Annotated in this window: 26 protein-coding genes; 19 read left to right on the forward strand and 7 right to left on the reverse strand. The window is 35.2% G+C overall.

Annotation, left to right across the window (positions count from 1 at the left end):
- Positions 1 to 466 precede the first annotated feature (466 nt).
- A complete protein-coding gene (locus BUB12_RS04735; protein WP_072888590.1) occupies positions 467 to 733 on the forward strand; it encodes a prevent-host-death protein in 267 nt (88 codons plus the stop codon).
- Positions 720 to 968 (forward strand): type II toxin-antitoxin system RelE/ParE family toxin, encoded by a 249-nt coding sequence (locus BUB12_RS04740; RefSeq protein ID WP_200801019.1) that lies wholly within the window; start codon positions 720 to 722, stop codon positions 966 to 968. Before BUB12_RS04735 ends, BUB12_RS04740 begins: the two co-directional genes overlap by 14 nt.
- 306 nt (positions 969 to 1274) lie before the next feature.
- Here the strand turns inward: BUB12_RS04740 and BUB12_RS04745 are convergent, their stop codons facing one another.
- On the reverse strand, positions 1275 to 3317 hold the full coding sequence (locus BUB12_RS04745; protein ID WP_072888592.1) for a S9 family peptidase: 2043 nt from the start codon (positions 3315 to 3317) through the stop codon (positions 1275 to 1277).
- Between the two features lie 175 nt (positions 3318 to 3492).
- Between BUB12_RS04745 and BUB12_RS04750 the strand changes: the two genes are divergently transcribed.
- Together BUB12_RS04750 and BUB12_RS04755 are read left to right on the forward strand one after the other, a co-directional pair.
- Positions 3493 to 3789 (forward strand): SRPBCC family protein, encoded by a 297-nt coding sequence (locus BUB12_RS04750; protein ID WP_084063216.1) that lies wholly within the window; start codon positions 3493 to 3495, stop codon positions 3787 to 3789.
- A 221-nt stretch (positions 3790 to 4010) separates the two neighbouring features.
- Positions 4011 to 4991, forward strand: coding sequence for a tRNA dihydrouridine synthase (locus tag BUB12_RS04755; RefSeq protein WP_072888595.1), 981 nt, complete (start codon positions 4011 to 4013; stop codon positions 4989 to 4991).
- An 84-nt stretch (positions 4992 to 5075) separates the two neighbouring features.
- Here BUB12_RS04755 and BUB12_RS04760 read toward each other — a convergent pair whose 3' ends face one another.
- Positions 5076 to 6542 carry a potassium/proton antiporter gene (locus tag BUB12_RS04760; protein ID WP_072888597.1) on the reverse strand — a complete coding sequence of 489 codons (1467 nt, stop codon included), beginning with the start codon at positions 6540 to 6542 and terminating at the stop codon, positions 5076 to 5078.
- A 35-nt stretch (positions 6543 to 6577) separates the two neighbouring features.
- A complete protein-coding gene (locus BUB12_RS04765; RefSeq protein ID WP_072888599.1) occupies positions 6578 to 7141 on the reverse strand; it encodes a tyrosine-type recombinase/integrase in 564 nt (187 codons plus the stop codon).
- A gap of 303 nt (positions 7142 to 7444) precedes the next feature.
- Between BUB12_RS04765 and BUB12_RS04770 the strand changes: the two genes are divergently transcribed.
- A complete protein-coding gene (locus tag BUB12_RS04770) occupies positions 7445 to 7666 on the forward strand; it encodes a DUF2187 family protein (protein ID WP_072888601.1) in 222 nt (73 codons plus the stop codon).
- 110 nt (positions 7667 to 7776) lie between these two features.
- Here BUB12_RS04770 and BUB12_RS04775 read toward each other — a convergent pair whose 3' ends face one another.
- Both BUB12_RS04775 and BUB12_RS04780 read right to left on the reverse strand, forming a co-directional pair.
- Positions 7777 to 9693 carry a vWA domain-containing protein gene (locus tag BUB12_RS04775; protein ID WP_072888603.1) on the reverse strand — a complete coding sequence of 639 codons (1917 nt, stop codon included), beginning with the start codon at positions 9691 to 9693 and terminating at the stop codon, positions 7777 to 7779.
- Between the two features lie 26 nt (positions 9694 to 9719).
- A complete protein-coding gene (locus BUB12_RS04780) occupies positions 9720 to 10598 on the reverse strand; it encodes an ATP-binding protein (protein ID WP_072888605.1) in 879 nt (292 codons plus the stop codon).
- Between the two features lie 191 nt (positions 10599 to 10789).
- Between BUB12_RS04780 and BUB12_RS04785 the strand changes: the two genes are divergently transcribed.
- From BUB12_RS04785 to BUB12_RS04815, 7 genes are all read left to right on the forward strand, one after another.
- Positions 10790 to 11515 (forward strand): Na-translocating system protein MpsC family protein, encoded by a 726-nt coding sequence (locus BUB12_RS04785; protein ID WP_072888607.1) that lies wholly within the window; start codon positions 10790 to 10792, stop codon positions 11513 to 11515.
- Positions 11516 to 11616: 101 nt separating this feature from the next.
- Complete coding sequence (locus BUB12_RS04790) at positions 11617 to 11844, forward strand: hypothetical protein (RefSeq protein ID WP_072888609.1); 228 nt, start codon at positions 11617 to 11619, stop codon at positions 11842 to 11844.
- A gap of 33 nt (positions 11845 to 11877) precedes the next feature.
- Positions 11878 to 12540 carry an N-acetylmuramoyl-L-alanine amidase gene (locus BUB12_RS04795; RefSeq protein ID WP_072888611.1) on the forward strand — a complete coding sequence of 221 codons (663 nt, stop codon included), beginning with the start codon at positions 11878 to 11880 and terminating at the stop codon, positions 12538 to 12540.
- Positions 12541 to 12611: 71 nt separating this feature from the next.
- On the forward strand, positions 12612 to 12887 hold the full coding sequence (locus BUB12_RS04800) for a GNAT family N-acetyltransferase (protein WP_072888613.1): 276 nt from the start codon (positions 12612 to 12614) through the stop codon (positions 12885 to 12887).
- A 197-nt stretch (positions 12888 to 13084) separates the two neighbouring features.
- Positions 13085 to 15334: a putative bifunctional diguanylate cyclase/phosphodiesterase gene (locus BUB12_RS04805; RefSeq protein ID WP_234982572.1), complete on the forward strand. Its 2250-nt coding sequence runs from the start codon at positions 13085 to 13087 to the stop codon at positions 15332 to 15334.
- 167 nt (positions 15335 to 15501) lie between these two features.
- Positions 15502 to 15732 carry an excisionase family DNA-binding protein gene (locus BUB12_RS04810; protein WP_072888615.1) on the forward strand — a complete coding sequence of 77 codons (231 nt, stop codon included), beginning with the start codon at positions 15502 to 15504 and terminating at the stop codon, positions 15730 to 15732.
- 14 nt (positions 15733 to 15746) lie between these two features.
- A complete protein-coding gene (locus tag BUB12_RS04815; protein WP_072888616.1) occupies positions 15747 to 16643 on the forward strand; it encodes an RluA family pseudouridine synthase in 897 nt (298 codons plus the stop codon).
- A gap of 432 nt (positions 16644 to 17075) precedes the next feature.
- On the opposite strand, the gene BUB12_RS04820 is transcribed toward BUB12_RS04815, so the two are convergent.
- Complete coding sequence (locus BUB12_RS04820) at positions 17076 to 18074, reverse strand: DmpA family aminopeptidase (RefSeq protein WP_072888617.1); 999 nt, start codon at positions 18072 to 18074, stop codon at positions 17076 to 17078.
- A gap of 149 nt (positions 18075 to 18223) precedes the next feature.
- Here BUB12_RS04820 and BUB12_RS04825 point away from each other — a divergent pair, with 149 nt between their 5' ends.
- A complete protein-coding gene (locus BUB12_RS04825) occupies positions 18224 to 18871 on the forward strand; it encodes a hypothetical protein (protein WP_072888619.1) in 648 nt (215 codons plus the stop codon).
- A 34-nt stretch (positions 18872 to 18905) separates the two neighbouring features.
- Entirely contained in the window at positions 18906 to 19475 is a 570-nt protein-coding gene (locus tag BUB12_RS04830) for a peroxiredoxin family protein (RefSeq protein ID WP_072888620.1), read from the forward strand.
- Between the two features lie 35 nt (positions 19476 to 19510).
- Here the strand turns inward: BUB12_RS04830 and BUB12_RS04835 are convergent, their stop codons facing one another.
- Complete coding sequence (locus BUB12_RS04835) at positions 19511 to 20569, reverse strand: DUF2804 domain-containing protein (RefSeq protein ID WP_234982573.1); 1059 nt, start codon at positions 20567 to 20569, stop codon at positions 19511 to 19513.
- Positions 20570 to 20667: 98 nt separating this feature from the next.
- Between BUB12_RS04835 and BUB12_RS04840 the strand changes: the two genes are divergently transcribed.
- The 5 genes from BUB12_RS04840 (at position 20668) to BUB12_RS04860 (ending at position 25981) form a co-directional block, all read left to right on the forward strand.
- A complete protein-coding gene (locus BUB12_RS04840; RefSeq protein WP_072888622.1) occupies positions 20668 to 20847 on the forward strand; it encodes a hypothetical protein in 180 nt (59 codons plus the stop codon).
- 36 nt (positions 20848 to 20883) lie between these two features.
- Positions 20884 to 22764 carry an ABC-F family ATP-binding cassette domain-containing protein gene (locus tag BUB12_RS04845; RefSeq protein ID WP_072888623.1) on the forward strand — a complete coding sequence of 627 codons (1881 nt, stop codon included), beginning with the start codon at positions 20884 to 20886 and terminating at the stop codon, positions 22762 to 22764.
- 418 nt (positions 22765 to 23182) lie between these two features.
- On the forward strand, positions 23183 to 24235 hold the full coding sequence (locus BUB12_RS04850) for a C45 family autoproteolytic acyltransferase/hydrolase (RefSeq protein WP_072888624.1): 1053 nt from the start codon (positions 23183 to 23185) through the stop codon (positions 24233 to 24235).
- Positions 24236 to 24254: 19 nt separating this feature from the next.
- Complete coding sequence (locus BUB12_RS04855; protein ID WP_234982574.1) at positions 24255 to 25178, forward strand: DMT family transporter; 924 nt, start codon at positions 24255 to 24257, stop codon at positions 25176 to 25178.
- Positions 25179 to 25309: 131 nt separating this feature from the next.
- Complete coding sequence (locus BUB12_RS04860; protein ID WP_072888626.1) at positions 25310 to 25981, forward strand: hypothetical protein; 672 nt, start codon at positions 25310 to 25312, stop codon at positions 25979 to 25981.
- Positions 25982 to 26019: the final 38 nt, after the last annotated feature.

Consider the following 26019-nt stretch of genomic DNA (forward strand, 5'->3'; position numbering starts at 1 on the left):
TCCTTCTGTTATTTGAGAGAACTTTATTTTAAAATCGAAAAAAAGGTGAAAAAATAGCAGGAAAATAAGCCGAAAAACGTGCATTTTTGATGCGAAAAAGTGGAAAAATAGGGATTCTATAGGTAAACTTTATTTTAACCCGGACGGTGGAATGCGGGTTTGAGGTGGGGGGTTTCGGAGGAGTTTATTTTGGTGGTACAAGAATAAATATTGATATAACAACGTTTTAAGAAGAAACATCTATTTTGTCAACTCGACGAAATGGATGTTTTTTGGTTTGTGGGAACAAATCATTATACTACAAAATAAGAATATGTTGAGTTGACTGAAATAATGTTTAACTAGGGAGTGGATAGAATGGATATTAACTTCAATATTAATGGTCGACCATTTGAATAGATACGCTAATCTGACATAATTATGTTATAATAAAGACATGATTATGATTTATGGTGGAGGGGTTAATATGCCGGAAATAAGACCAATTAAAGACTTAAGAAATACAAACGAAATTTCAGAACTTTGTCATGAACGTAATGAACCCGTATATATTACGAAAAATGGTTATGGTCATTTAGTTGTCATGAGTATGGAAACATATAAAGAAAAGTTGGCAAAAGCAGAGTTATATGAAAAGTTAGCAGAAGCAGAAATGGAGCTTAACAATAAAGATGAACTTTTGGATGCTGAAGTAGTGTTTGAAAGGGTCAAGAAGAAGTATGGTAAAGAATAATTATTCTGTTCATTTTACTAACGTTGCGACGAATGACTTAGATGACATATACCGTTATATATCAGAAGAGTTATTTGCCGAAAGTGCTGCAACAGAGTTATTGGATCGAATAGAAAATAGTATCATGCAATTAAGGGAATTTCCGAATTTAGGTAATCGACTCACAGATGAATATCTACGATTGAAAGGTTATAGGAGGATCATTGTTGACTCCATATCATCTTTTATATTTTAGATGAACAGAAGAGAAAAGTGATTATTATGCGAATTTTATACGGTAAACGAAAATATGAAGATTTACTCTGAAGAAAAGTTATAAACTTTTCGTAAACAATGTTCTTACGATATTACGAACAGGTATTTTATAAGTATAAGACATGTAAAAGAAGGAATACAAATGGTGGAATGCGGGTTTTGAGGGATGTTAATTTTAAATCTACAGAAATTGTCTAACTAAAACATACAACTATTTCAAAAAAATCCCAAGTTCAAGAAAGAACTTGGGATTTTAATTTGAGTAAAATAACCCACATAACATGTGTCAAACATCGAGCTTATCAAGAATAAATGCATAACATGCCGCAGCTTCCTTCAAATGGTTGAAACGTCCTGATGCACCGAAGTGGCCTGCTCCCATATTTGTTTTGAGTACTAGAGTATTATCATCAGTTTTCATTGATCTTAGACGTGCCACCCATTTGGCTGGTTCCCAGTATGCTACTCGTGGGTCATTTAATCCGGTTGTCACATACATATGTGGATAGTCTTTTGCTTCCACATTATCGTAAGGACTATAGGACTTGATATAAAAATAGTCCTCTTGATTTCGTGGGTCACCCCATTCATCCCATTCCAAGGTGGTAAGTGGAATGGTTTCATCTAGCATCGTCGTGACTACATCGACGAATGGAACTTCAGGTACAATGACTTGAAATAGCTCACCAGCCATGTTAGCTACAGCACCAACAAGCAGGCCTCCAGCGCTACCACCACGCGCAGCCATTTTACTTGGGGTTGTGTATCCCTGTTCAATTAGATATTTCGCAGCTGCGATGAAGTCAGTGAACGTGTTTCGTTTATTTTGCATTTTTCCATCTTCATACCAATTTTTCCCCATTTCGGAACCGCCGCGTACTTGTGCTGTGACAAATACAATGCCCTTTTCCAGGAGAGGGAGACGATAGGGGCTGAAACGTGGATCGCTATTTGCTCCATAAGATCCATAGCCATACAGAATCAAAGGCGCAGGACCATGATCAAGTGCTCCTTCTTGGTAAACAACAGCCAATGGTACTTCCACCCCATCTTCTGCTTTGGCCCAAATTTGTTTTTGACGGAAACGAGAAGGGTCATAGTCTCCACTGACAGGAGCTACTTGAAGTTGACGTCTTTCTCCAGTTAGTAAATCTATCCCGTATGTTGTCTTTGGCGTAAGAAAAGATTCATATTGAATTAAAACTTCATCTGCATCGTAACTTTGATTGGATATAACGGAAACTGTGTAAAGAGGCTCATCCCATTGCACTTTCTCTAAATTTCCATTACGTAGTATCCAAAGCTGCGTTAAGCCATTTTCCCGGCCAAAAATAAGTAATGCATTACGAAACGGATAGATGGCTTGAATATAGCGTTTTTTGTTATACTCAAAAACTTCTTCCCGTGAATCAAGGTTATCGACTGGACACTTGAGAAGCTGAAAATTCGATGCCTCTTCATTGGTTAGTATTAGAAATTGTTCCTCCCAATGTTCAACGTCATATTCAACTCCATCCCGGCGTTGATCCACTAACTTAGGAGGTTCTAATGGAAAATCTGCGTCTATTAGGCTAACCTCACTTGTCGTTTTTGATCCTGAATGAACAAAAATATATTTTCTGCTCATTGACTTAGATATGAATAATGTAAAGGTTGTATCTTTTTCTTCATAAATAAGTTCATCAGTTTCAATGTTACTGCCTAGCTGATGTCGCCATAACTGGTGTGGACGCTGATTTTCATCTACCGTTATATAAAAAATATAATTACTACACTGGCTCCATTCCAAACTTCCAAATATATACACGTTTGGAATTTGATCTGGTAGAAGTTCACCTGTTTCCAAATTTTTTATGTAGAGGGTATAACGATCTGTACCATCTCTATTTTCTAAATAAGCAAGTAGGTTATGGTCGGTATTCATGCGTTGTACCGTTACACTTAAATATTCATCATCTACGGCTAATTCATTTAAATCGAGCACAATTTCCTCTTTTGCATTTGGTAGAAGTTCACGGCTTGTTGTCGTTTTACGAGCGTATGTTGGATATTGCTTTTCTTTTTCTAGGCGAGAATAGTAGAAATATTGTCCATGCTGCACAGGTACGTTCACTTCTGATTCGGGAACCCGGTCTAGCATACTTTGAAAAATGGACTCAGTTTTAACTTCCAATGGACGCATGATTTCATTGTAATACTGATTCTCTTGTTTTAAATACTCAATGACCTCGGGGTTGTCTCTATCCCTTAGCCAATAATACTCGTCTTTTCGTACATCTCCATGTAACTCATGGATGTGGTTTATGCGTTTTGCTACTGGTGGTTTCATAATTTCCTCCTTTCAATCTCATATAATAAATTCGAGATATAGTAGGTGAATTCCTTTTTTTGTTGCAGTTAGCATTATAAATGAAAAATGATAACCGTCCATGATTTTAAATAGAATTTGACTAGACACCATTCAGTTTCGTATAACCAAATCGGAGACACTTGCAAAACGGGTTATGGAAAATAATTTTAAACCTATTGTCGGATACAAATGTCAATTTAAAAATAAGGAAATAGATTTAGTTATAGATTGTGAAGTATTAGTTGTGGACAAGCCCCATAAGCTATCTTATACATGGATAGGTGGCCCGATTGACACATTCGTAACATGGACATTAAAGCAAGATGGAAAAATAACCTACGTTCACCTTGACCATACAGGATTTGAGGAAGTAGGACCAGCTTTCTATGGTGCGAAATCTGGATGGGCATATAAAGTGGAAGAGCTTAAGAAACAGTTGGAAGAGATATAAGACTAGTTTAGTGTTTTTGGCTATCTGTATGCTGGTCATGACCATAAAAAATATAGAGTTCTTCGGAATTTAATTCCCAAAAAGAAGTGAGTAAAGTAAATCAGATATTAGGTGCTATTCATAACTAATAGTTTGATTAAAAATACGAATACATGGTATAAGTGTAGAAGGAGTTTTTAAATACAAGAAGATCTTTTAGATAATGAAAGGATTTTATATATATGAAAGAAAACTTTTGGCACAATTTACCAAAACCATTCTTTGTACTGGCACCTATGGAAGAAGTGACGGATGTTGTATTCCGACATGTTATTAGTGAAGCAGCCAGACCAGATGTGTTTTTCACAGAATTTACAAACACAGAAAGCTATTGTCATCCTGAAGGGAAACAAAGTGTTCGAGGACGTCTGACTTTTACTGAAGATGAACAACCCATTGTTGCCCATATATGGGGAGATAAGCCGGAACTTTTTAGGGAAATGAGTATTGGAATGGCCGAACAAGGCTTTAGTGGAGTAGATATCAACATGGGTTGTCCTGTACCAAATGTAGCAGGTAATGGAAAAGGATGTGGCCTTATCCGTCGCCCAGATGTTGCAGCAGAATTAATTCAAGCAGCAAAAGCAGGGGGATTACCTGTTAGCGTAAAAACTAGACTAGGTTATACGGATGTCGATGAATGGCGTGATTGGCTAACCCATATTTTGAAGCAAGATATCGTAAACTTGTCGATTCATTTGCGTACAAAAAAGGAAATGAGCAAAGTAGATGCTCACTGGGAACTAATACCAGAGATTAAAAAACTTCGAGATGAAGTTGCACCTGATACACTATTGACGATTAATGGCGATATTCCTGACCGTCAAAAAGGATTAGAACTTGCTAATAAATACGGGGTTGATGGGGTTATGATTGGACGTGGTGTATTTAAAAATCCATTTGCATTTGAAAAAGAACCAAGAGAGCATAGTAGCAAGGAGTTACTGGATCTATTAAGGTTGCAGTTAGATCTTCATGACCAGTACTCTCATTTAGAACTACGCCCATTTAAATCCCTACACCGCTTTATTAAGATTTATGTTCGTGGTTTTAAAGGAGCAAGTGGGTTAAGAAACCACTTGATGAATACTGAATCAACCGATGAGGTACGTGATATGTTGGATCAATTTATGGCTGAGAACATAGATGGAATAGAGGAATAGGAATCAAACCTCTTAATACGTGGTCTGCGAAAATTAAAACTGGTGTCTAGATATTTTTAGACACCAGTTTTATATTTAATTCTTCTATTTATTCAACAGTTGTTTTAGTGATTTTTTACTTTTACGTGAGACAAGAATATATAGAATGTCTCCCACTTCAATTTTTGTATCACCAGAGGGAGTGATTAATTCGTCATTACGAATAATCGCATTGATTAGAACATTTTCAGGAAAATCAATTTCTGTTAACGATTTACCAGTTATAAATCCTTCCTCATTCACTTCGTACTCGACCATTTCGGCATTTGCCTTTCCGATCGACACTAACTCTAAAGAATGCATTGGTTCTGTTCTTTTAGGTCCAGTTAAACCTAATTTCTCTGCCAAAATAGAGATTGTCGAACCTTGTATGAGTGCAGAGATTAATACAATAAAGAAGATAATGTTAAAGAACACTTGGCTATTTTCTAGACCTGCTGCCATTGGAAAAGTTGCTAATACAATTGGCACCGCACCTTTTAAACCAGCCCAGGAAAGGAAAGCTTTTTCTTTAAAGTTAAACCCTAGTTTGATCGTTGAGAGGAAAACAGCTATAGGACGTGCTATGAGAATTAATATAAAGGAAAGAAGCAGCCCTTTAATAATAATGTCTAAAGTGAATACTTGTTTGGGGAAGACTAATAAACCTAAAATGGTAAACATTAAGATTTGTGCAATCCAGGAAAACCCTTCATTAAATCTAAAAATAGAGTGACGGTATGCAATATCTGAATTCCCTATTAGTACTGCGGATATATAAACTGCCAATAAACCACTTGCATTTATAAAATCAGTAATACTGAATGTTAATAGTGCAAATGCCAGTGTGAATACAGGATAAAGACCACTTGAATCTAGATTAATTTTATTTATTGCAAATACTGCTAGTCTACCTATAATTAACCCCAATAGTAAACCAATTATCATTTGCCAGAAAAACGAACCAACAAAATAAAGATAATTTTGTTGTTCAGTCGTTATTAGCTCTATAAAGGTAATCATTAGAATCATTGCCATTGGGTCATTCGATCCGGACTCTGCTTCTAGTGTAGAACTAATTCTGTTTTTAATATTCTTGCCCTTTAAGACGGCAAATACAGCTGCAGCATCAGTAGAACCAACAATTGAGCCAAATAATAAACCCTCAAACCAAGAAACATCTAAAATAAATTTTGCTCCTATACCTACAATTACAGAAGTAAAAATAACACCTATAGTTGCTAGCGATAGGGATGGGGCTATAACTGGCTTTACAGTTGTCCACTTCGTTTGTAATCCACCATCAAATAAAATAATAACTAGTGCAGCCATTCCTATCATTCTAGCTAGTTTATCATCACTAAAGTGTATGAGTCCTAGGCCATCACTTCCAATAACCATTCCAACGAGGATAAATAATACAAGAGCTGGAACCCCTAGACGATTAGAAAACTTAGCTGTCAATACACCGATAATTAGTAAGAGTCCAAGAGTCAGAATAAAGTAATCAAAAATTAAACTAGTGCCATTCATAAATGACCTCCTTTATAAAGTGTTAATAAAGAAAATTATAAATTTACATCCACTCTTATAGGGTGTTCATTCTGGGGATTGACTCCAATATACTTAAGTGTTTCTGATGGTGTATTATGGCCATAAATTGATTTTAATATTGAGATGGCAATTCCTTTTTTGTACGCATGGTATCCGAATGTTTTTCGTATTGTATGTGTACCAATTTTCCCATTAATACCAGCCTTTTTAGCTGCTTGGTTAATGATTCGATATGCTTGCTGACGGGTAATCGGAGTGTCGTAGTTCTTGGATTTAAATAGAAAATCATTACCTGTAAGTTTAATATCTGATAGGTAGTCTTTTATGGCTTCTTTTACATTGTCGTTTAGGAAAAACGTTTGTTCATTATGTTTTTCAGTTTCAGGAATAATCAAGAATTCTTTTACCTCATTCCTGTCTAAAACATCATGGACTTTTAAGTTAAGTAACTCATTTATTCTTATCCCTGTATTTATTCCAAATACAAATAATAGATAGTCCCTCTTGGATTTTTCCTTCAATAGAGCTTTTATTTTGTTTAATGAGTCTATCTCTTTAATTGGATCAACATATTCCATTGAATCATCACCCTATACGTTACTTATTCATATTATATCATATGGTTATGTAACTTTCTAAAATAATATCACCTGCTAGATCTAAACCTTTCTCATAGCCAATTGGAAACAAGTAATAAACTACTAAAGGTAATCCCTGTATTCGTAAAATTTGTGAATACAGGGTTTATTTATTTACATTATGCTGGTAATTATGTTTACATTAGTTATTGGTTTACAATGGATTACTTATGAAATTGTATCGAATGAAATATTTATGTTAATAAATAATAAGTAGGAAGCATATGAGAAGGAGAGAGCAAAATGGCAGAAGATAATACAGCTGAAAAACAAGACAAGCCAGAAATTAAGAAGGCTAATGAAGGAGATCAAATTAAAGTTGTTAAAGGAGAAGCAAAAGGAAACGAAGGAACGGTATTAACGGTAAGAGAGAACTCGGTCATCATCAAAATTGGGACCAATGACAAAACAGGAGAACCAATAAAAACCGTAGTGAATCATAAAAATTATAAGATTGTAAAATAGCATTTCGTATACTTAAGAAGCTGTCCTATTTTGGACAGTTTTTCTTTTTAAGATATCTAACACGATTTATCTTAAAAAAAGCACTTAGTCGAAACCAAGTGCTTTTATCGTTAGATTGCTTTTAATAATAATTTTTTCAACAATGGGGTAAAGTGGTCTGGTAGCTCTGATACGCCTGGTATCATCAGTCGTTCTCTACCGTAAATGTTTTTCATCGTAAGGTCTTCGTGTTCTTGGACTTCTCCGTTAGCCAAGAACATCCCAATAACATCAATACCTTTCTTCCTTGCTTCTAGTACTGCCTCATGGGTATCCACAATCCCGTTCTGTTCATAGTTAGAAGCTGCGGGTTCACCATCAGAGAAAACAAGCAAGAACTTATTCTTCTCTCGTCTAGCTTCTAGTTCTTTCGTTATGACACGAATACTGTAGCCATCACGGTTATCTTCTTCTGGTTCCAATTGCATAATTTTAGGACCATTATTTTCATATAGAGAATCATTAAAGGTATGGATTCTGTGGAAATAGTTCGGCTGATAACCTTCTTTCACATCATTCGCGTCTTCCCAAAATCCAATTATGGAATGCTTAATTTTTAACTGCTTCAAAACCTCGTGAAATAAAACAATTCCCTTTTTGGTTTCTTCCATCTTATTGTGCATGGAAGCAGAACAGTCAACGAGTAAAGTAAAGACGGCATCCATTTCTTTCGATTCGTGATTCTTTTTATAAAAAATACGGCGATCATTATCAATTACAATAGGTAGTAGCTTTTTAGACAGACGACCAAATAGTAAGTCTTTTCGTGGAGCGTTTTTCTTATGCTCTAATGTTTTTTCAATTGTTCGAGCTAGTTTACGCTGATAGGCTTCGATTTCCATTACATATTCTTTATATAATTGGATATCTTCATGTTCTGGTTTTTCGGCCACTTTGTCGATCTTCACAGCATCTCGATTTTCTTCACCGTAAATCGCCTCATCTTGTTGATTGCCTTTTTCTGTTTCTTTTTCTTCTAATGATTCCATGTCAGAGTAGTCATTTTGCTTACTTTGACCAGAGGCGCCTTGAATCGATGCCATTGCCTGGTCGCCTTCCTCTGTTTCTCGGGCACCATCACCAATTAAGCTGGTTTTCGTTCCTTGGTCGAGCTCAAACTGAAGAAAAGTTTGATTACCTTCTCCATTTTTGCTTTCACGATGCCATGTTGAAAATTTCTCATCGATATATTCGCTTTTTTCCTGGTCCACTTCTTCATAATCATCGTTCGTTAGTTTATCCGTTCTTGTTAATTCATCAAATAAGGTGTTTCTTGTGTAATGGTCAATATGGGAAACAGGTAATACAAAATATTCGTTATAAGAATCCCGATAATGCCCATCGATTTGTAAAACAATCTTCTCAGCAATATGAACGACATCTCTAGTGGTTTTTGCCTCAAATAACTCGTATAGAAAAGGTTTAATCTTTTCTAAATCAGATAGTTGTTTCTCATTTGCTCTTGGGAAGACCGGGTCTGGTACGTCTGATTCTATTAACAAATAGATAAGGCAAAATAATTCATCTAAAGAATAGCTTCTAGTGATGTTTGTATTCAATTGAGTTTCAAAATGTTGTTTGTGGTAGCTGTTTCGAATGTCAAATACCTTTTTAGTTCCAGGTCGCTCTTTTCTAATGATTTCCTGTAAGCGAATGTCTTCAAACAATGCAAATAATTGAGTAGCAAATTTTGGGATACTAACTTCACGAACGACTTCTTCTAAATATTGTTTTATATCGTTTAGATTGGTGTGATGCAATGTTCCAACAGTGCGTAGAAAAACATCTGATTTTAAGCCTGCTTCATGAATTACTGGCTTTGTATTATCCCAAAAACGACTTGCCGTCACCTTGTGATCAATAACATCGATGAAGGATCCAAAATTAAACTCAAATTCCAGATCTCTATTCCCAGACAAAACAGTTGTTAAGTCTTGCAATTGTAGGAAAAGATTCGTATCGACTTTCTTATTATTAAAACGATACATAGTATATACTCCTTACTTAAAGAACATTAACTAAAAAGTGTCTCTGCTAGATTTTTAATAAATTCCCGTTCTCTATCCTCATCAAGTTTATCAACAATTGAGCGTTGAATTGCGCGTCTTGGTGGAATTAGATTACTTAAATCACAGGCATCTAATAATGCTCGAATGGATGCAGCATCTTCCGATAATTTGCCTTGATATACAGCCTCAATCAGATCACCTGATAATTTCACAAATAAATCAATCGTTGTTTCATCTTTAAGTTTTGTATTGGATTGAATTAAGTTTTTTAATAGTTCTCCTTCAATATAAGGTACCTCAATCACGACAAAACGATTTTTCAATGCTTCATTTAATGGCACAGTTCCGATATAACCCTCATTAATAGCGGCTATGACGTTAAAAGAATCTTTTGCGGTAACTATTTCATTAGTAAATGGATTAGTAATCGTTCGGCGGTAATCAAGTACTCCATTAATGAGTGGTAATGTTTCGGGTTTAGCCATATTTACCTCATCGATATACAAGAAGGTCCCGTGTTTCATCGCATTGATAACTGGCCCAGGAATAAAATCGATCATTTGTTTTTCCTCTTCGTAAGTTAACGTTTTAAAGCCCAGTAAGCTCTCTGCGTCTAAATCAACGGAGCAGTTCACACTAAACATTGGTTGTTGGAAAAGATAGGATAGTGTTTCTGCGAATTTTGTCTTTCCGGCACCAGTTGGTCCTTTCAATAATATATTTTTCCCCATACTTAATGCTGAAATGGCATCGATTAATAGGTCTATATGTGGAGGTACATAACCGCCCTCCCTAACTAATTCAGTAAACTTTTCAGGACTTTTACTTTTCTTCTCATTTAATATAGAAACCAGATTTTCTGGTAATTGATAGTCATTGTTCATTAGAAAAACTCCTCTCTAACTACTTGTTATAAAAACAATAGTACTAGTGTATAACATGAAATGGTTTTAATGAAGTGACTTGCATCATAAAGTATATTCTTTGAATTAAAGTTGATAATTATAATAATAGGCTATACAATGAAACCTGGATAAAAGATATAATGCTTTTATCTACATAGAGGATGTTGATATTGAATAATGTCGAACGTCAGAAAGAATTAGCTAGTGCAATTGGAAAATTACTAAGAGATAATTTCGGGCGAGGACCTGAAGCAGTATTTGTTAGTATTCAAGAACCTTTTGTTACGGTATATTTAAAAAACTTTCTCTCTCCGGTAGAACGGACTTTGTTGCATGAGAATAGAGAGGAAGTTGTTCAAACATCTAGAGACGTAGTAATGGAAAATTTAATTCCTGAAGTGAAATCCTTTATTAAATTCATTACTAGTATTGAGATTGACGAGTTTTATTACGATTGGGGAATGCATAATCATTCAGGAATGTTTGTTGCAATATCCCACACAATTGATGATGAGCGTATCACTCAATTAGCAAGTGAGGATTATTTCGGAAAAGATGTACTACATGAAGAAATTTCAAATATTAGTTTGCAAGCACAGAAATTACCTGAAGAGATAATCTCCTATGAATTGAATGAACGAACGGTTTTAGTTATACGAAAAGGGATTTTAGTTAGTATTGAAAGAGAATTTATTCGCCTGGGGAAAAGAGAAGTTTTACGAATTGCTAAGAGGAATCTTGAAAAAAGATTACTTCATAATAATATGAGATTAGAATCCATTTTTGATAAGAAAATTAATGATAGCTTTGTATCTTGGGATTTTGATCTAGATAAATCCGTTATGTTATTTATATTAGACCCACATCAAAGAGGCAGCAATGGACTAGATAAATAAGCTAGACATAAGCCAAAAAGAAGTTAAAGCATTTTTGCTTTACTCTTTTTGGCTTTTTTGTTTATAGACAACTAGAAATACACGGGGAAGAGGAGAAGATTATGAAAAGAAAGAACTTTTATGAGAATTTAACGACAGAACTATTAGGTTGTTTTTATTGTTATGTACTGGACAATATAAAGAAAGAAAAGCATTTAAGTACTATGAATTTTGAACGGAAATTAATCGAACAAGTAGCAAAGAAAAGGGAAATATCTTTGTTGGAACTTAAGATTATAGGTCGATGGTTCATTGAAAAAGAAATCCATTTAATGAATGATGAACGATAAGCATAGATGAACTTTTCTTTAGGAGGACTTAGGATGAGGGCTATGATTCGTAATATCACTCTAATTTTCCTATTATTATTAATTATTAACGTCCTTTATTTGCCACATCACTATTATGCCAAGGAGAACGATTGTTTCAAGCAAGCTAACGAAAACGAACTCTGGTACGATTACTTACTACCACCTGAAAACTCTTCCATTAGAGAATCAAGAATTACCCACATTATGCTTCATTTTATTAGTAATGTGAAAGAAAAACCTCACAATCCATATCAAGTTGAAGATATTTACCAGTTATTCCAGAAGCATCATGTGTCATCCCATTACCTAATTGATCGAGATGGGACAATCTACCGATTCGTTCCCGAGTATCGCGTTGCTTACCATGCTGGATCGAATCTTTTCCATGGCTTTTCAACGCTAGGAAAGATGAATGAGCATTCGATTGGGATTGAACTAATGGCAATAGGAACGAAAGAAGAGATGACACCATTCATTAGAGAAGATATTTATAACTTCATACATTGGAAGAATATTGGATATACGGATGAGCAATACAATTCTTTGGATAAGTTACTAAATAATATTTATAGTAGGCATTCTGAGAACCTAAATATTCTTGGCCATAATCAATATGCTCCTTTTAGAAAAACAGATCCCGGTAAATTATTCGACTGGTCTAGAATAGAAAAATAGATGAGTACTAGATAAGGTGATTTTCTGATCAAGAGATACTATGATATCTTATAACAAAGGAGGGAGAAAAGATGACAGAAATCAAACAAGGGAATCAAAAGTTTTTTGTAGGTGAAAATGAACAAGAACCGCTAGCAGAAATTACATACCAAAAAACAAATGAATCAACGATAACAGTGGATCACACTTTTGTTTCAGACGAATTACGAGGGCAAGGTATGGCAGGGAAATTAGTAGAAAAAGTGGTCAGTTATGCACGTGACGAAGGGTATAAAATTATTCCTGAATGTTCCTATGCCAAGAATAAAATTGAAAAAACAGAATCATATCAAGATATTTTAGCTTAGATCGAAAAGAGTGTTGTGTACTTGGTACATGACACTTTTTTTGTAAAAAATGCACTACAATTTCCGAACGATTATATAAATATAAAGTATTACATGCGGTATTTCATTGTATGTGGTAATATATAACTAATTCCAAATAGTAGAAATTTGTTGAAAAACAGTACATTGTGTTGTTCTGGAAAGTAGTGGAGGACTCTATGAAGATTAAAAGACATTATGGACTACTGATGTTAATAACACTGATTATTCTATTCTATATAACTATTTATTTACTTCAAGACTATAGCAATTCTAGATTAATTGCTGCTTCAACTTTTCCGATAACGGCTGGTTTAATAAGCTTTGTTTGGTTATGGAAGGCATACCGATCAGCTAGGAAAGAGAAGGATGGATACTTTTGGTTATTACTAAGTCTTGGCGTATTATTATATGCAAGTTCTAATGTATCTTGGTTATATTATCAACTTAATATGAATACCCAAAATGTACCGTATATTGCCGATTTATTATGGATTGGGGCTTATACGTTATTCTTAATTGCATTGGTATATAAGAATCAGTTATTGAGACAGTCGATAAAGAAGCATTCTTATCTATTTAATATGATTATCTTTATGATTATTGCAATTAGTGTCGTGATACATTATTTTGTCCAACCTATATGGGCTGGTGCTAATGAATCTGTTGCACAATTAGCAATCGATACGCTTTATCCTTTAGTAAATTTAAGTATTTTAGTCGTTGTCACGAGTTTGTATTATGTGTCCATGTACAGTAAAGAACGTAAAGTACTGTTGCTCGTTATTTTTGGTTTCTTTTTACAAATATTAGCCGATTTATTACATACATATAATGGAACACAAATGAATGGAGATTACATTGAACCATTATGGAGCGTATCATTATTAGTAATTGGTTTAGCTGGTTATTATGCTAGAAAAGGTCATTCCTATCAAAACTGGAATTTGCCAGAGATTCTAAACAATAAAAGAGATTCAATATTTCCGTATATCTTTATAGGGGTATTGGTTCTATTAGTAATAGAAAGTTATGATTGGCAATTTAATATATTAACAGCAGGATTATGTGTGGTCTTTTTACTGATACTCGTTCGGCAGGTGCTTCTGTTAAAACAAAACGACCGACTGATGGAAGAAATAAAATACTTAGCTTATCACGACATGCTAACAGGACTAGAGAATCGGACGAAGTATTTAAAGGAAATAAATCAATACTTAAAAGTTGCGTCACAAAACAAGCATCAACTTGGACTATTATTAATTGATTTGGATCGCTTTAAAAATATCAACGATACTTTGGGACATTACGTTGGAGATCAGTTATTGAAGGTTACGGCTGAACGCTTAGTAACAATTCCAGGTATTGAAGGGAAGTTCTATCGCGCTGGTGGAGATGAGTTTATTCTTCTCTTACCAGGTGCAACAGTAGAAAAAAGTCAGGAAGTTGCTAAGAAGGTCATTAAATTATTCTCAACATCGTTTGTAGTAGATGAATATGAAATTTCAATTACACCAAGTATTGGGATTAGTGTCTTTCCTAATAATGCTAAAAACAGTCAGGCATTATTGAAAAATGCGGATGCTGCCATGTATGTTGCGAAAGAAAAAGGCAAGAACAACTATCAATTGTATAATCCAGAATTAAATGGTGCAGTTTCACGAAAACTAGAAATTGAAAATGGTTTAAGAAAAGCTATCAATAATAATGAATTACAGCTCGTTTATCAACCCAAAATGGATTTGAAAACTCGAGAAGTAATTGGAATGGAAGCATTGTTACGATGGAATAATCCTGATATTGGGTTTGTTTCACCAGCAGAATTCATTCCAATAGCAGAGGAAACCGGGCAAATTATTCCTATTGGTAAATGGGTACTGCGTGAGGCATGTGAGCAGAATAAAAAATGGCAAGAAGAAGGTCTTCCAAAAGTATGTATCTCTGTAAACGTCTCTGTAAGACAATTCCAACATAGTGGATTTGTTAGCTATGTGAAAAGGGTATTAGAAGAAACTGAACTAGATCCGCAATACCTTGAACTAGAAATTACAGAGAGTGTGATTCAAAATATTGAGGAATCAACCGAAGTGCTGAAACAGTTAAGGGCTCTTGGTATAAGTACCTCGATTGATGATTTTGGTACGGGATATTCTTCTTTACACGTTTTAAAGGAATTACCAATAGATACGTTAAAAATTGATAAATCATTTATTGACGATATAACAGAACTGGAAGAAGACTCAATGGTCAAATCAATTATTGATTTAAGTTTAAATTTAAAACTAAGTGTGGTTGCTGAAGGCATTGAATATGAAAAACAAGCAAGTCTCTTAACCGATTTTCGCTGTAGTTATGGGCAGGGCTATTATTTTTCCAAACCATTAGCTGCATCAGATTTTGAAAAATACCTTCAACAACAGTCGGCTTAAACGTTATAACCCCTTCATTACGGAGGGGTTAATTACTTTTTTAACGAAAAATTATTCAAAGTCTGCAAACAGTGGTAAATTAAAGTATACTTGTATGATAATACTAAATGTAGAGACATTATATAGTAGGTAAGAAAATAATATGGCAGGGATTTGGAGGGAGTACAATGTATCTTACAATAGAAGAAGTAGCAGAATATTTATCCATGGACTCATCCAAGGTGAGTGCGTTAGTCCTTCAAGGTAGAATCCGTGCTGTCCATGACGGTAACCAGTATTTAGTAAATAAAGAGCAATTTACAACCCATTTTGAACAGGTAGAAAAATATCGCAAAATGATTCAAGATTACTTGTCAGAACCAATTCCAGAAGATATTGACGTTAAAGATGAAGATTAGAGGGGAAAATACATATGTCCAAAAACAAGAATAGAACGAGCAATACAATGAACTTTGAGGTGGAGGAAGCATCCGAATTATTACCGTTCCTTTTGAAATCAATGCCGAATCGTAGTAGAAATTCTGTAAAGTCCATTCTAACACGCGGTCAAGTTTCCATTGACGACCATATTGAAACGAAGCATAATTATCCACTTCAACCTGGAAACACAGTGACAATTTTGAAAAATAAGGCTGCTGTCAAACAGGAACAGTTAATTGGATTAACGATATTATATGAAGATGAGGATATTATCGTTGTAGATAAGGCAGCGGGTTTGTTGTCTATTGCTAGTCAAAAGGAAAAGAAGCAAACGGCCCACCATCAATTAATGGAATATGTTCGTTTAGAAAATCCACTTAATCGTATTTTTGTTGTTCATCGTTTAGATAAAGATACTTCTGGTGTAATGATGTTTGCTAAGAGTGAAAAAGTAAAGAGAACCCTTCAAGATAACTGGAAAAGAATCGTTAAGGAGCGCACTTATGTCGCTTTAGTAGAGGGTAAAGTAGAAAAATCTGAAGGTACCATAGCTTCCTGGCTAAAAGAAACAAAAACACATCTTATGTACTCTAGCCAAGAAAAGAACGGTGGGTTACGTGCTGTAACACATTACAAAGTTCTACGATCAAATAAAGAGTATTCGTTGCTAAAAGTTCAATTAGAAACAGGACGGAAAAATCAAATTAGAGTTCATATGAAGGATTTGGGGCATCCAGTAGTTGGAGATAAGAAATATGGAGCAAAAACGAATCCTGTTGGTAGACTAGGATTACATGCAAAGATATTATCTTTTAACCATCCAACCACGAACCAATTACTATTATTTAAATCTGACGTCCCAACTACATTTATTAGAAAAACAAAATAAGAATTGGGGAAAAAGGAATATTTGCATAACGAAATCCGGGCTAGTTGAGTTCGGATTTTTTGATGAATCCTTATTCCGTTATTCCAAGAGAATTGTTAGTTTTAAGTGTGTTATGTAATCCTGGTTCCTTAATTTGCCTTTTTTGAACAATGTATTCACGTTTTTAAGGACAATAACGGAACCTAAAACCGACTGCACATCAAATATACGACATTATGGTCTATTAACGGAACCAGGGCCACCAATAAGGTGAAAGGTTCAACCTCCTTTTCATGAAGAAGATATTGTTCGATAATTTAATGCTACGTCTGGTAGCAGGATCCCTATTTTAAAAGAAAGAAACTACGTGGAGAAACTACATCGCTTTTGTGCCGAGTAACCGAAGACACAGTCCCAGTCCATACGTCGCAAAGCGGGCGCACTAAGCTTTTCTTAATGAAAAAGGTTTATAGGAGCCTTATCTATCACTTTTCCTCCTTTTCCTTCCGTTGTTTCTGCATATTTTAGTGAATTAATAATAGCTTCTTCTGTGGATTCAATGACAGCTTGGAAGAGCTGATTCATTACTTGATGGTGGTCTCTTATATATTCCATTGATTCGGTATGTGAATTGGCATTATGATTATGTTTATTAGCAGTGGAAAAAGCAATGGCAATATCTCCACTACCATGGGCGATATGACTTCCAGTGCGTGCTAGACCTGCCGTGGTGTGTTTAGCTAATCGTTTCAATTGACGGTCATAGAGTGGTGCATCTGTAGCAATTACCATCATAATGGAACCATCAGGAGACTTGGCTTCAATTGTGGGAAATTTAGCAAATAACGCTTGTTCTCTTTTTCCAAAATTGGAAAGGACAAGACATCCAACCGTATATTTTTTATCGGCTGCTGTGACTATTCGTGAGGCAGTTCCAATCCCGCCCTTATATTGAAAACAAACCATCCCTTTCCCGGCACCAACAGCTCCTTGTTCACATGCTCCACTACTAGCATTTTCGATAGCCATCTTAGCATGTTCTGGTTTAATTGCTTGAATTCGAATTGAATTTAGCATGCTATCATTGCACTCACCTACAACAATATTGATCGTACCAGCAGAGTTGCCAATTTCCTTGTTTTGGTCAAGCATGTAGCGCAATGTTCCCTCAAGTACGGGCCCAACACTAAAAGTATTGCTTAACATTATTGGTGATTCCAACAAACCTAATTCATCTAACTGAATTAACCCGGTTGATTTTCCGTAACCGTTTATGACATAACTAGCTGCATGGATTTTTTCATAAAAGAGATTTCCTTCATGGGGGAGAATGGCAGTAACGCCAGTACAAATCGTGTCTTCTTCATTTATTTTTTCATAAAGCGTGACATGGCCAACTTTTACTCCAGATACATCTGTAATACAATTTTTATTCCCTTGTTGTAATGGCATCTATTGCACTCCTTTAACAAATTCTTATTAATGTTACTAATGTATACAAACAACAGATAAATTAAACAACAAAATCTCGTAAGCGTATTAATACGAATTAAGTTCTATGGCCGTTATAATGTAAGTACCTTAATTTTGGAGGAATTAAAATGTTACCTACGTGGGCATTAGAAAATATTGCAATCTTTGTTATTAGTTTTATTGCAGGGTTTCTTTTTTACTATGTTATTAGCCCAATAGAAAGACTAGAGAAGAAGAAACATTTAGAAGAAGTACTCTCTATGTTAATTAATTTTGTTGTCTATATTTGGATAAGCAAAATCATTATTAACATCGGCTTGTTCTTCACAGATCCAATTGCTGTACTTGCATACCCTAGTAATGCTCAAGCATTTTATTTAGCTACTGTATTAACTGGGATTCATATTGCATATAAAGTAAGAAAACATAATTGGGATGTTATGAGATTTATTAGTACATTTACCTTTGTGTTCATTGCCGCGTCCTTTTGTTACGAATTCATTCAGATTATGTGGGTCGGTGATACATATACATGGTTGTATTTAATTGTATTATTTGTCTTATTATTAGGAGTGGTCGTACTTCATAATAAAATATCAATAAATACTCTAATCTTTAGTACCTGGGTAGGGTGGGTTGTTGGCCAATTAATCCTTTCATTGTTAACCCCTTTTATAACCGTGTTTGGATATATGATATCCCCAGTCTTTTTAATCGCACTATTAACGATATGTCTCGTCTGGACGTATGTATTTAAAAGAAAAAGAGTAAAATAGATAACTATTAGTAAAAGTTAGGGGAGGTTATCGAATGAAAAAAGGTGTTGTACTAATCGTTTTAATTGGAATGTTCTCATGGGCAATTTATGATTTTGCATTGAGTGACAGTGAAAATGCACAACGTGATAACGAAAAAGCAGAAGATGTATTGGCAGAAGCAGAACAGGATTCAGACTCGATTGGATTACAAAAAGGAAACATCGCACCTGATCTTGAACTAAAAACGCTAGATAATAAAATTGTAAAACTTTCTGATTTACGTGGTGAACGTGTCATGCTCAATTTTTGGGCATCGTGGTGTGGGCCATGTCGTGCAGAAATGCCAGATATGCAGAAATTCTATGAAGAGAAGGATATTGCGATTTTAGCTGTAAACTTAACAGACACAGAAATTGGTAAGAAAAATGTAACAGAGTTCGTTGAGAAATATAATTTAACTTTTCCAGTTTTATTAGATGAAGACGGGGAGATATCACATCTCTATCGAATTCAGCCAATCCCAACGTCATTTTTTATTGACTCGAATGGACGTGTCCATAGTTTTACATATGGTGCCATGAACTATGATCAAATGGTACAGGAATTTGAAAAGATGGAATAAGGAGTCAGTGGGAGTGGATGCCCCCCACTAATTCCTTACCAAACAGCAATATGTTCCTCAATACACCCTAGTAATTGGTTAATTTCTACTTTCTCCCCATTTTGCATCCGAACGTATCCTTCATAGTGGCCAACCATTTGATGGACATCTGATTTTACAACTACTGCGTTAGAGGCAGCTTTACGTTCAAAAAATGGATGGAAGGTAAGTCGTACATCATCTGTTTCGGTTGATTCGATTTTCCATGGCTTCATAAAGTCATTGCGGTCATAAATGAATTCAACATCTTCATTGATTTTGGTGATGGAACCGTTGACGAAAAATGCATTTTCATTAGAACCTGTATTGTCTGTCCATTGGCCACCGAAATTCAGGCCAATTACATCCTCATGTTGTTTTCCAGATGCCATTCCCCAATTCCAAGTACTTTTTCTTGGCCAAACTCCACGCCCATAATCCAATACAGCAAATGCTGATTTCTCATCGAAGGAAAAGCTCTGATCTCCTACTTTCACCTTACCTGTTGCAGGAAGACAATGATGCTTAGCAGTAAATTGAAATTGCTCATCACTCCAAGGTACGACTACGTTGAGTGAATCCGCATTGTTTGGATGGTTAATAGTTAGGTTAACCTCCAAAGTCTTTCCACCAAAATCTTTACTACTTACCTTTAGTAAAGTGTTGTTACCATTGTTAACAAAGAATATTCCCATCTTATTATGAATAAACTCGACACTATCCAGGACTTCTTCTGGCATTGTTAATTTTTGATGAAAAGGGACAAGTACCGTTTCTTCAATATATTTCTTTGTGCTATATTCTAAATAATAGATAAAGCAAACAGCAGCATAGTCCATATGAGTAATAGTTGCTGAGAATAAGGCGTCTTTCCCAAAGACACACCAATAATTCCATTTTTTCTTACGAAGGAAATTCCCGGAAAGATTGGATGTAATAATTGGCCTCCGAGCCCAACCGATGCTTTCTTTATTAAACTTTCCATCTGTTGTACATAATTTGATAGGTTTTATAATTTCATTTTCATGATATTTAGCAATAATAAAAACCTCCCTAAAAGGATATAAATATATCATTTCGACACCAAATTACATTTTCCTGCTTTTCCAAAATGGAAAACATTTCGATGATAAGATACACTAATAGATAGGTATTGGAAAGGGAGGATACAAGAATGAAATTTTTAGTATACCAAGTGATTGCAATTGGTGTGATTTGGCTCGGTATGTCCTTTTTCTTTAATCAAATGTCAGATTCCAGTAAACTAATATATTATATTGTTTCTTCATGGCTATTATTTTTAATTGTTTTATTAGTAAAGGAATTTATCAGAAGCAAAAAGAACAAGGAATAGCTTTAGTGGAGGCTACCTCCAAAAGGAAGGGTTAACATGCTTACGATTGAAAATTTATATAAATCATATGGGGAAAAGGTGTTATTTAATCGGATAAATGGCACGATTATCCCTCATGATCGCATTGGGTTAATTGGGGTCAATGGAACTGGGAAATCTAGTTTATTAAAAGTAATCGCAGGAATAGAGAGCCCAGAAGATGGGAGTGTTAGTTTTCCCAAAGATTATTATATCGAGTATCTAGCACAAGAACCTGATTTAGACCCGGAATTAACGGTTATTGAGCAGATTTACTATGGTGAATCAGCAATAATGAGGGTCATGCGTGAATATGAAAGAACATTACAAGAGCTTGAAAAAAATCCAACTAACGAACGAGTCCAAGAGAATCTTTTAAAGGTTCAACAAAAGATGGATGAATATGAGGCTTGGGAAGCGAATACCCAAGCAAAAACAGTGTTAACGAAACTTGGTATTCATGATTTTGATAGAAAGATTACAGAGCTATCTGGTGGACAGAAAAAGCGTGTAGCGATAGCAAAAGCATTAATTCAACCAGCTGATTTATTAATTTTAGATGAGCCGACCAACCATTTGGATAATGAGACAGTGGAATGGTTGGAAAAATTCTTATCTTCGTATAAAGGTGCGTTGCTGTTGGTCACACATGATCGCTACTTTTTAAACCGAGTGACCAATAAGATTTTTGAATTAGATAAAGGCAATCTTTATGTTTATGAAGGCAATTATGAGATTTTTTTAGAGAAAAAAGCAGAACGTGAAGCATTGGAACGTAGTAGTGAGCAAAAGCATGCGAATACATTGCGAAAAGAGTTAGCTTGGTTGAAGCGAGGGGCAAAAGCTCGATCTACCAAACAGAAGGCAAGAATTGATCGTATCCATGATATGAAAGAACAAACATTTGATACGAAAAATGAGAATGTGGAATTTCAAGTTGGTTCCACTCGTTTAGGCAAAAAGGTAATGGAATTAAAAAACATTTATAAATCCTTTGATGATAGAGTGTTATTGAAAGATGTAGACCAGCTCATCATTCCTGGCGATAGAATTGGAATTATTGGTCCGAATGGGTCAGGCAAAACGACATTATTGAACATTATGGCGAACCGTATTGAACCTGAACAAGGAGAAGTCATCATTGATGAAACGGTTAAGATAGGGTATTATACGCAAGGTGATGAAGAGTTAGACGGAGACCTTCGCATCATTGATTATATAAAAGAGGTTGCTGAAGTTATCCATACAAAAGATGGAGATGTTATTACAGCTGAGCAAATGTTGGAGCGATTTTTATTCTCTAGGTCTGAGCAGTGGACGTACATACGAAGACTTTCAGGTGGAGAAAAACGTCGCCTCTATTTGTTAAAAGTGCTGATGACAGAACCAAATGTACTATTTCTCGATGAACCTACCAATGATTTGGATATTCAAACCTTAAGTGTGTTAGAGGAGTATCTCAATCATTTTCCAGGTGTTGTCATTACCGTTTCCCATGACCGCTATTTCTTAGACCGTGTCGTTGAAAAATTACTCGTATTCCGAGGTAATGGTAAGGTTCAATCCTATTATGGAAATTATAGTGAGTATTTGGATGAGCATCAAGCTGAGGAAAGAACAACTTCCAAACCTTTGAAATCTCATGAACCTAAGCCAAAGAAGCAGAAAAAGAAACTATCTTATATGGAACAAAAAGAGTGGGATGAAATAGAAGATCAAATTACGGCATTGGAAGAGAGAATTGAGGAACTGCAGCAGGGAATTGTTGATGCTGGAAGTGATTCCGAACAAGTTCAAAAGCTATTTGCTGAACAACAGGAAGTAGAAGGCGAATTGGAACGTAAAATGGAACGCTGGGAAGAACTTTCAATGATGATTGAGGAATTTGAAAATAACTAGAAGAGATGAAAACCACACAGCATTTGGTTGTGTGGTTTTTTGATGGGGAGAAGGAATGCTATAGGGACAGGGCCAGGGACAGGGACATATATTCCTCTATTTGTGTAGAATAGTGCTATTTTGGAGTGAATCGGACATATAGTTCCTTATATGATGAATCTAGTCTAAAATAGTTGATGAATTTGGTAAATAAGTGATTATATGTCCGATACAATAGAAGATCATGCAAAATCTATTAAATAACGTACCTCATGTCCTAAGTTAAATGACCTCGGTGCCCTTTTGAAGTGAAAGAAGGGTTGAAAGGTAATCGATAAAATTGGGCAAATCTAAAACTCCAATTAAGTCTGTTTAATTTTAAATTAAGACATGATTCGTTACACTAGGGGTACTCATAGCATTGGAGGACGGGTGGAGAATGAAACAGATTTATAGTGATATTATACAGTTCAGAGGCACACATTATGATTTTGGGTATAAGCAAGGAGAGTTGTTAAAGGATTCCTTAACTATCGAGAACCGCAAAAAACAGTGGAAAATTAGAAAGCCTCGATTTACAATTGACGAAAACGAAGTGAAGAATGCCATTACCCCAATAGCACCAGCAATTTGGGAAGAATTATTAGGTCTACAAGATGCGCTTAAATGGGATATGAATAATGTTCTTCAAGAGTTTGGTGGGTATCGACTTGCGTACCAGCGAAGTGGATGTTCCATTTTTACAAGTGAGGATTACATGATACGGAATTATGATTATCATCCGAAGACATACGAGGGAAGGTATACTGTATTCCAACCGACGGATCAAGGTTACAGTGTTATCGGTCCTTCACAAAGGATTACAGGAAGAATGGACGGCATGAATGAAAAAGGTTTAGCGATGGGATATAACTTCATGCATCGAAAAAAGCCGGGTGATGGCTTTATTTGTAACATGATTGGGAGAATGGTCCTTGAGACGTGTAAAGATGTCCATGAAGCTGTTACGTTATTAAAGGAAATACCACATCGTCATTCGTTCAGTTATATTGTTTTAGATCAAAGTGGGGAAACTTATATTGTAGAGGCAACACCTAGAGGATTCGAATTAAGGCAATCCAATATGTGTACGAATCACTTTGAATTGTTAAAAGATGAAAATCGCCATCATTTAGATGATTCTTACAAACGCATGGAAGCAATGGAATTGAGGCAACAAGATGTAAGTGATGGTTACCAAGCATTTCGAATGTTAAATGATTCGGATAAAGGAATTTTCTCTGACCAATACAAAAACTGGTCTGGTACCATTCACACCTCTGCCTATTTTCCTAAAGAAAGAAAAGCCTGGTTTGCACTTGGTGGGGACCGAGAACCAGTAGTCTTTGATTTTGATGCATGGCTAGCTGGTGAAAACTTTAAAACAAAACGAATTCTTGGTCAAGTTAATACAGATTTACCTTTTGTTCATATGGACAATAATGTGAAGTAAGACAGGAGATGTACAAGGTTTGAAAGATTGGTTAATGAAAAAATGGGTCGTTATAAGCATTGCAATCTTTTGCTCGATTTTATGGGGAAGTGCTTTTCCCGTTTTAAAATTAAGTTATGAAGAAATGCAAATGGCTGCAGATGATGTGATGGCAAAAATTGTTTTTGCTGGTATGCGTTTTTTAATGGCGGGGTTAATTTTATTAATTAGTATGTTGGTCATTAAGAGAAGTGCATTAAAGGTGACTAAAAGACAGTTACTTTTTCTTACTATCTTTGGTTTAGTCCAAACAGCATTGCAATACTTTTTCTTCTATAATGGTTTGGCAAATACGTCGGGAATGCAAGGTGCAATTATTGTATCAAGTGGCACGTTTTTTACCATTATAATTGCTCATTTTTTCTATAAAGATGATCGGTTAAATTTAGGAAAGACAATTGGATTAGTAGCAGGTTTTACAGGAATCATCGTTGCTAATTGGGGGCAGGAGTTTGAGATGACCTTTCAGTTTACCGGCGAAGGGTATATGATTCTTGCAGCATTAACGGGAGCAATTGGAACGATTATGGCAAAAGAACTAGCTGTTGGGATACATCCATTTGCATTAACAGGGTGGCAATTAACAATAGGTTCAGCCCTTATGTTGCTAATTGGTGTTCCACAGATGCAGGAAAATGCGATTACATTTACACCGTTTGGTTGGGGGTTATTAATTTATTCTGCTCTTGTATCATCTGTAGCTTTTGCTTTATGGTATTCTATATTAAAATATTACAAAGCTGGTGTAATTAGCATGTTTAAATTCGTGACTCCAGTTTCAGGTGCAATCCTGTCAGCATGGTTGATTCCAGGAGAGTATTTAACGATGAATATCATTGGTGCATTAGTACTTGTTGCTGTTGGAATCATTGCTGTTAATATTCATTTACCGAAGAGGAACTAGTTTTAAAATAATATGTTCAAGATTATTAATCATGATTTTTATGACTAAATGAGCGTAGATAAGGAAATATAAGAATACTTATAACGATATTTATGCAAAATAAATACGAAATACATATAGGAGGATAATATATGAAGCTTTTTCAAGTAAGAAAAGGTCAGTTTGTATTTTTCGAAAATGAACTCCATCAGGTTTATTCAGTAAAGCCTATGTTTAAGAAGTCGGTTCATCTGTACCGTTTAAAAGATATGAAACAAGTGCTGACAAAAGCTAGTGAAATCCAGCTGTATAAACCAAAGCATAATGATACATTTATTTTTTATGGAAAACGTTATACGATTGATGAAAATAAGAGACCAGAACCAGGCAATTATATTTTAATTACAAAACCTGCTCCAGACTTTTTAGATCATTATTCATTAAATGCGATTGAAAAAGTAGAAAGTGTGGAAGATGGAAATGTGGTAACAACAAGGGATAATGGTGTCAAACACCATGAGTATGTTGTGATGATTCGTGGTCGTTCGGATGCTAGTCAAGAGATTGCGTATTATGACAAGAGCTTAGTACCGGAATCACAGCAATTAGAAGATGAATCCATTTCCTACTTGGCTGAAAGTGATGATAGCATTAGTCCAATGGTTGGCGATATTTATATGGACGTCCAACAGAAAACGAAAGCAATGATTGTAGCAATGACAGTGGATGAAGTTATTTTTGGTCATGGTGTGAGAGTCCATGTTACGGATTTATTAGATGAAGATAAATTTACAGTAGTCTTTAGAGTAGATGAAGATAGTTAACCAAACCCGGCATACTTAGGTATGCCGGGTTTAGCCTT

The sequence above is a fragment of the Ornithinibacillus halophilus genome (assembly GCF_900129485.1).
Taxonomy (GTDB): Bacteria; Bacillota; Bacilli; order Bacillales; family Amphibacillaceae; genus Ornithinibacillus; species Ornithinibacillus halophilus.

Excerpts from the sequence above, each read along its gene's own strand:
- BUB12_RS04860 (WP_072888626.1), top strand. The coding sequence starts at position 25,310 with ATGAAGCTTTTTCAAGTAAGAAAAGGTCAGTTTGTATTTTTCGAAAAT.
- BUB12_RS04850 (WP_072888624.1), top strand. The coding sequence starts at position 23,183 with ATGAAACAGATTTATAGTGATATTATACAGTTCAGAGGCACACATTAT.
- BUB12_RS04745 (WP_072888592.1), bottom strand. The coding sequence starts at position 3,317 with ATGAAACCACCAGTAGCAAAACGCATAAACCACATCCATGAGTTACAT.
- BUB12_RS04830 (WP_072888620.1), top strand. The coding sequence starts at position 18,906 with ATGAAAAAAGGTGTTGTACTAATCGTTTTAATTGGAATGTTCTCATGG.
- BUB12_RS04845 (WP_072888623.1), top strand. The coding sequence starts at position 20,884 with ATGCTTACGATTGAAAATTTATATAAATCATATGGGGAAAAGGTGTTA.
- BUB12_RS04775 (WP_072888603.1), bottom strand. The coding sequence starts at position 9,693 with ATGTATCGTTTTAATAATAAGAAAGTCGATACGAATCTTTTCCTACAA.
- BUB12_RS04740 (WP_200801019.1), top strand. The coding sequence starts at position 720 with ATGGTAAAGAATAATTATTCTGTTCATTTTACTAACGTTGCGACGAAT.
- BUB12_RS04750 (WP_084063216.1), top strand. The coding sequence starts at position 3,493 with ATGGAAAATAATTTTAAACCTATTGTCGGATACAAATGTCAATTTAAA.
- BUB12_RS04755 (WP_072888595.1), top strand. The coding sequence starts at position 4,011 with ATGAAAGAAAACTTTTGGCACAATTTACCAAAACCATTCTTTGTACTG.
- BUB12_RS04795 (WP_072888611.1), top strand. The coding sequence starts at position 11,878 with ATGAGGGCTATGATTCGTAATATCACTCTAATTTTCCTATTATTATTA.
- BUB12_RS04825 (WP_072888619.1), top strand. The coding sequence starts at position 18,224 with ATGTTACCTACGTGGGCATTAGAAAATATTGCAATCTTTGTTATTAGT.
- BUB12_RS04815 (WP_072888616.1), top strand. The coding sequence starts at position 15,747 with ATGTCCAAAAACAAGAATAGAACGAGCAATACAATGAACTTTGAGGTG.
- BUB12_RS04805 (WP_234982572.1), top strand. The coding sequence starts at position 13,085 with ATGAAGATTAAAAGACATTATGGACTACTGATGTTAATAACACTGATT.
- BUB12_RS04810 (WP_072888615.1), top strand. The coding sequence starts at position 15,502 with ATGTATCTTACAATAGAAGAAGTAGCAGAATATTTATCCATGGACTCA.
- BUB12_RS04770 (WP_072888601.1), top strand. The coding sequence starts at position 7,445 with ATGGCAGAAGATAATACAGCTGAAAAACAAGACAAGCCAGAAATTAAG.
- BUB12_RS04760 (WP_072888597.1), bottom strand. The coding sequence starts at position 6,542 with ATGAATGGCACTAGTTTAATTTTTGATTACTTTATTCTGACTCTTGGA.
- BUB12_RS04765 (WP_072888599.1), bottom strand. The coding sequence starts at position 7,141 with ATGGAATATGTTGATCCAATTAAAGAGATAGACTCATTAAACAAAATA.
- BUB12_RS04735 (WP_072888590.1), top strand. The coding sequence starts at position 467 with ATGCCGGAAATAAGACCAATTAAAGACTTAAGAAATACAAACGAAATT.
- BUB12_RS04840 (WP_072888622.1), top strand. The coding sequence starts at position 20,668 with ATGAAATTTTTAGTATACCAAGTGATTGCAATTGGTGTGATTTGGCTC.
- BUB12_RS04835 (WP_234982573.1), bottom strand. The coding sequence starts at position 20,569 with ATGATATATTTATATCCTTTTAGGGAGGTTTTTATTATTGCTAAATAT.
- BUB12_RS04820 (WP_072888617.1), bottom strand. The coding sequence starts at position 18,074 with ATGCCATTACAACAAGGGAATAAAAATTGTATTACAGATGTATCTGGA.
- BUB12_RS04800 (WP_072888613.1), top strand. The coding sequence starts at position 12,612 with ATGACAGAAATCAAACAAGGGAATCAAAAGTTTTTTGTAGGTGAAAAT.
- BUB12_RS04790 (WP_072888609.1), top strand. The coding sequence starts at position 11,617 with ATGAAAAGAAAGAACTTTTATGAGAATTTAACGACAGAACTATTAGGT.
- BUB12_RS04780 (WP_072888605.1), bottom strand. The coding sequence starts at position 10,598 with ATGAACAATGACTATCAATTACCAGAAAATCTGGTTTCTATATTAAAT.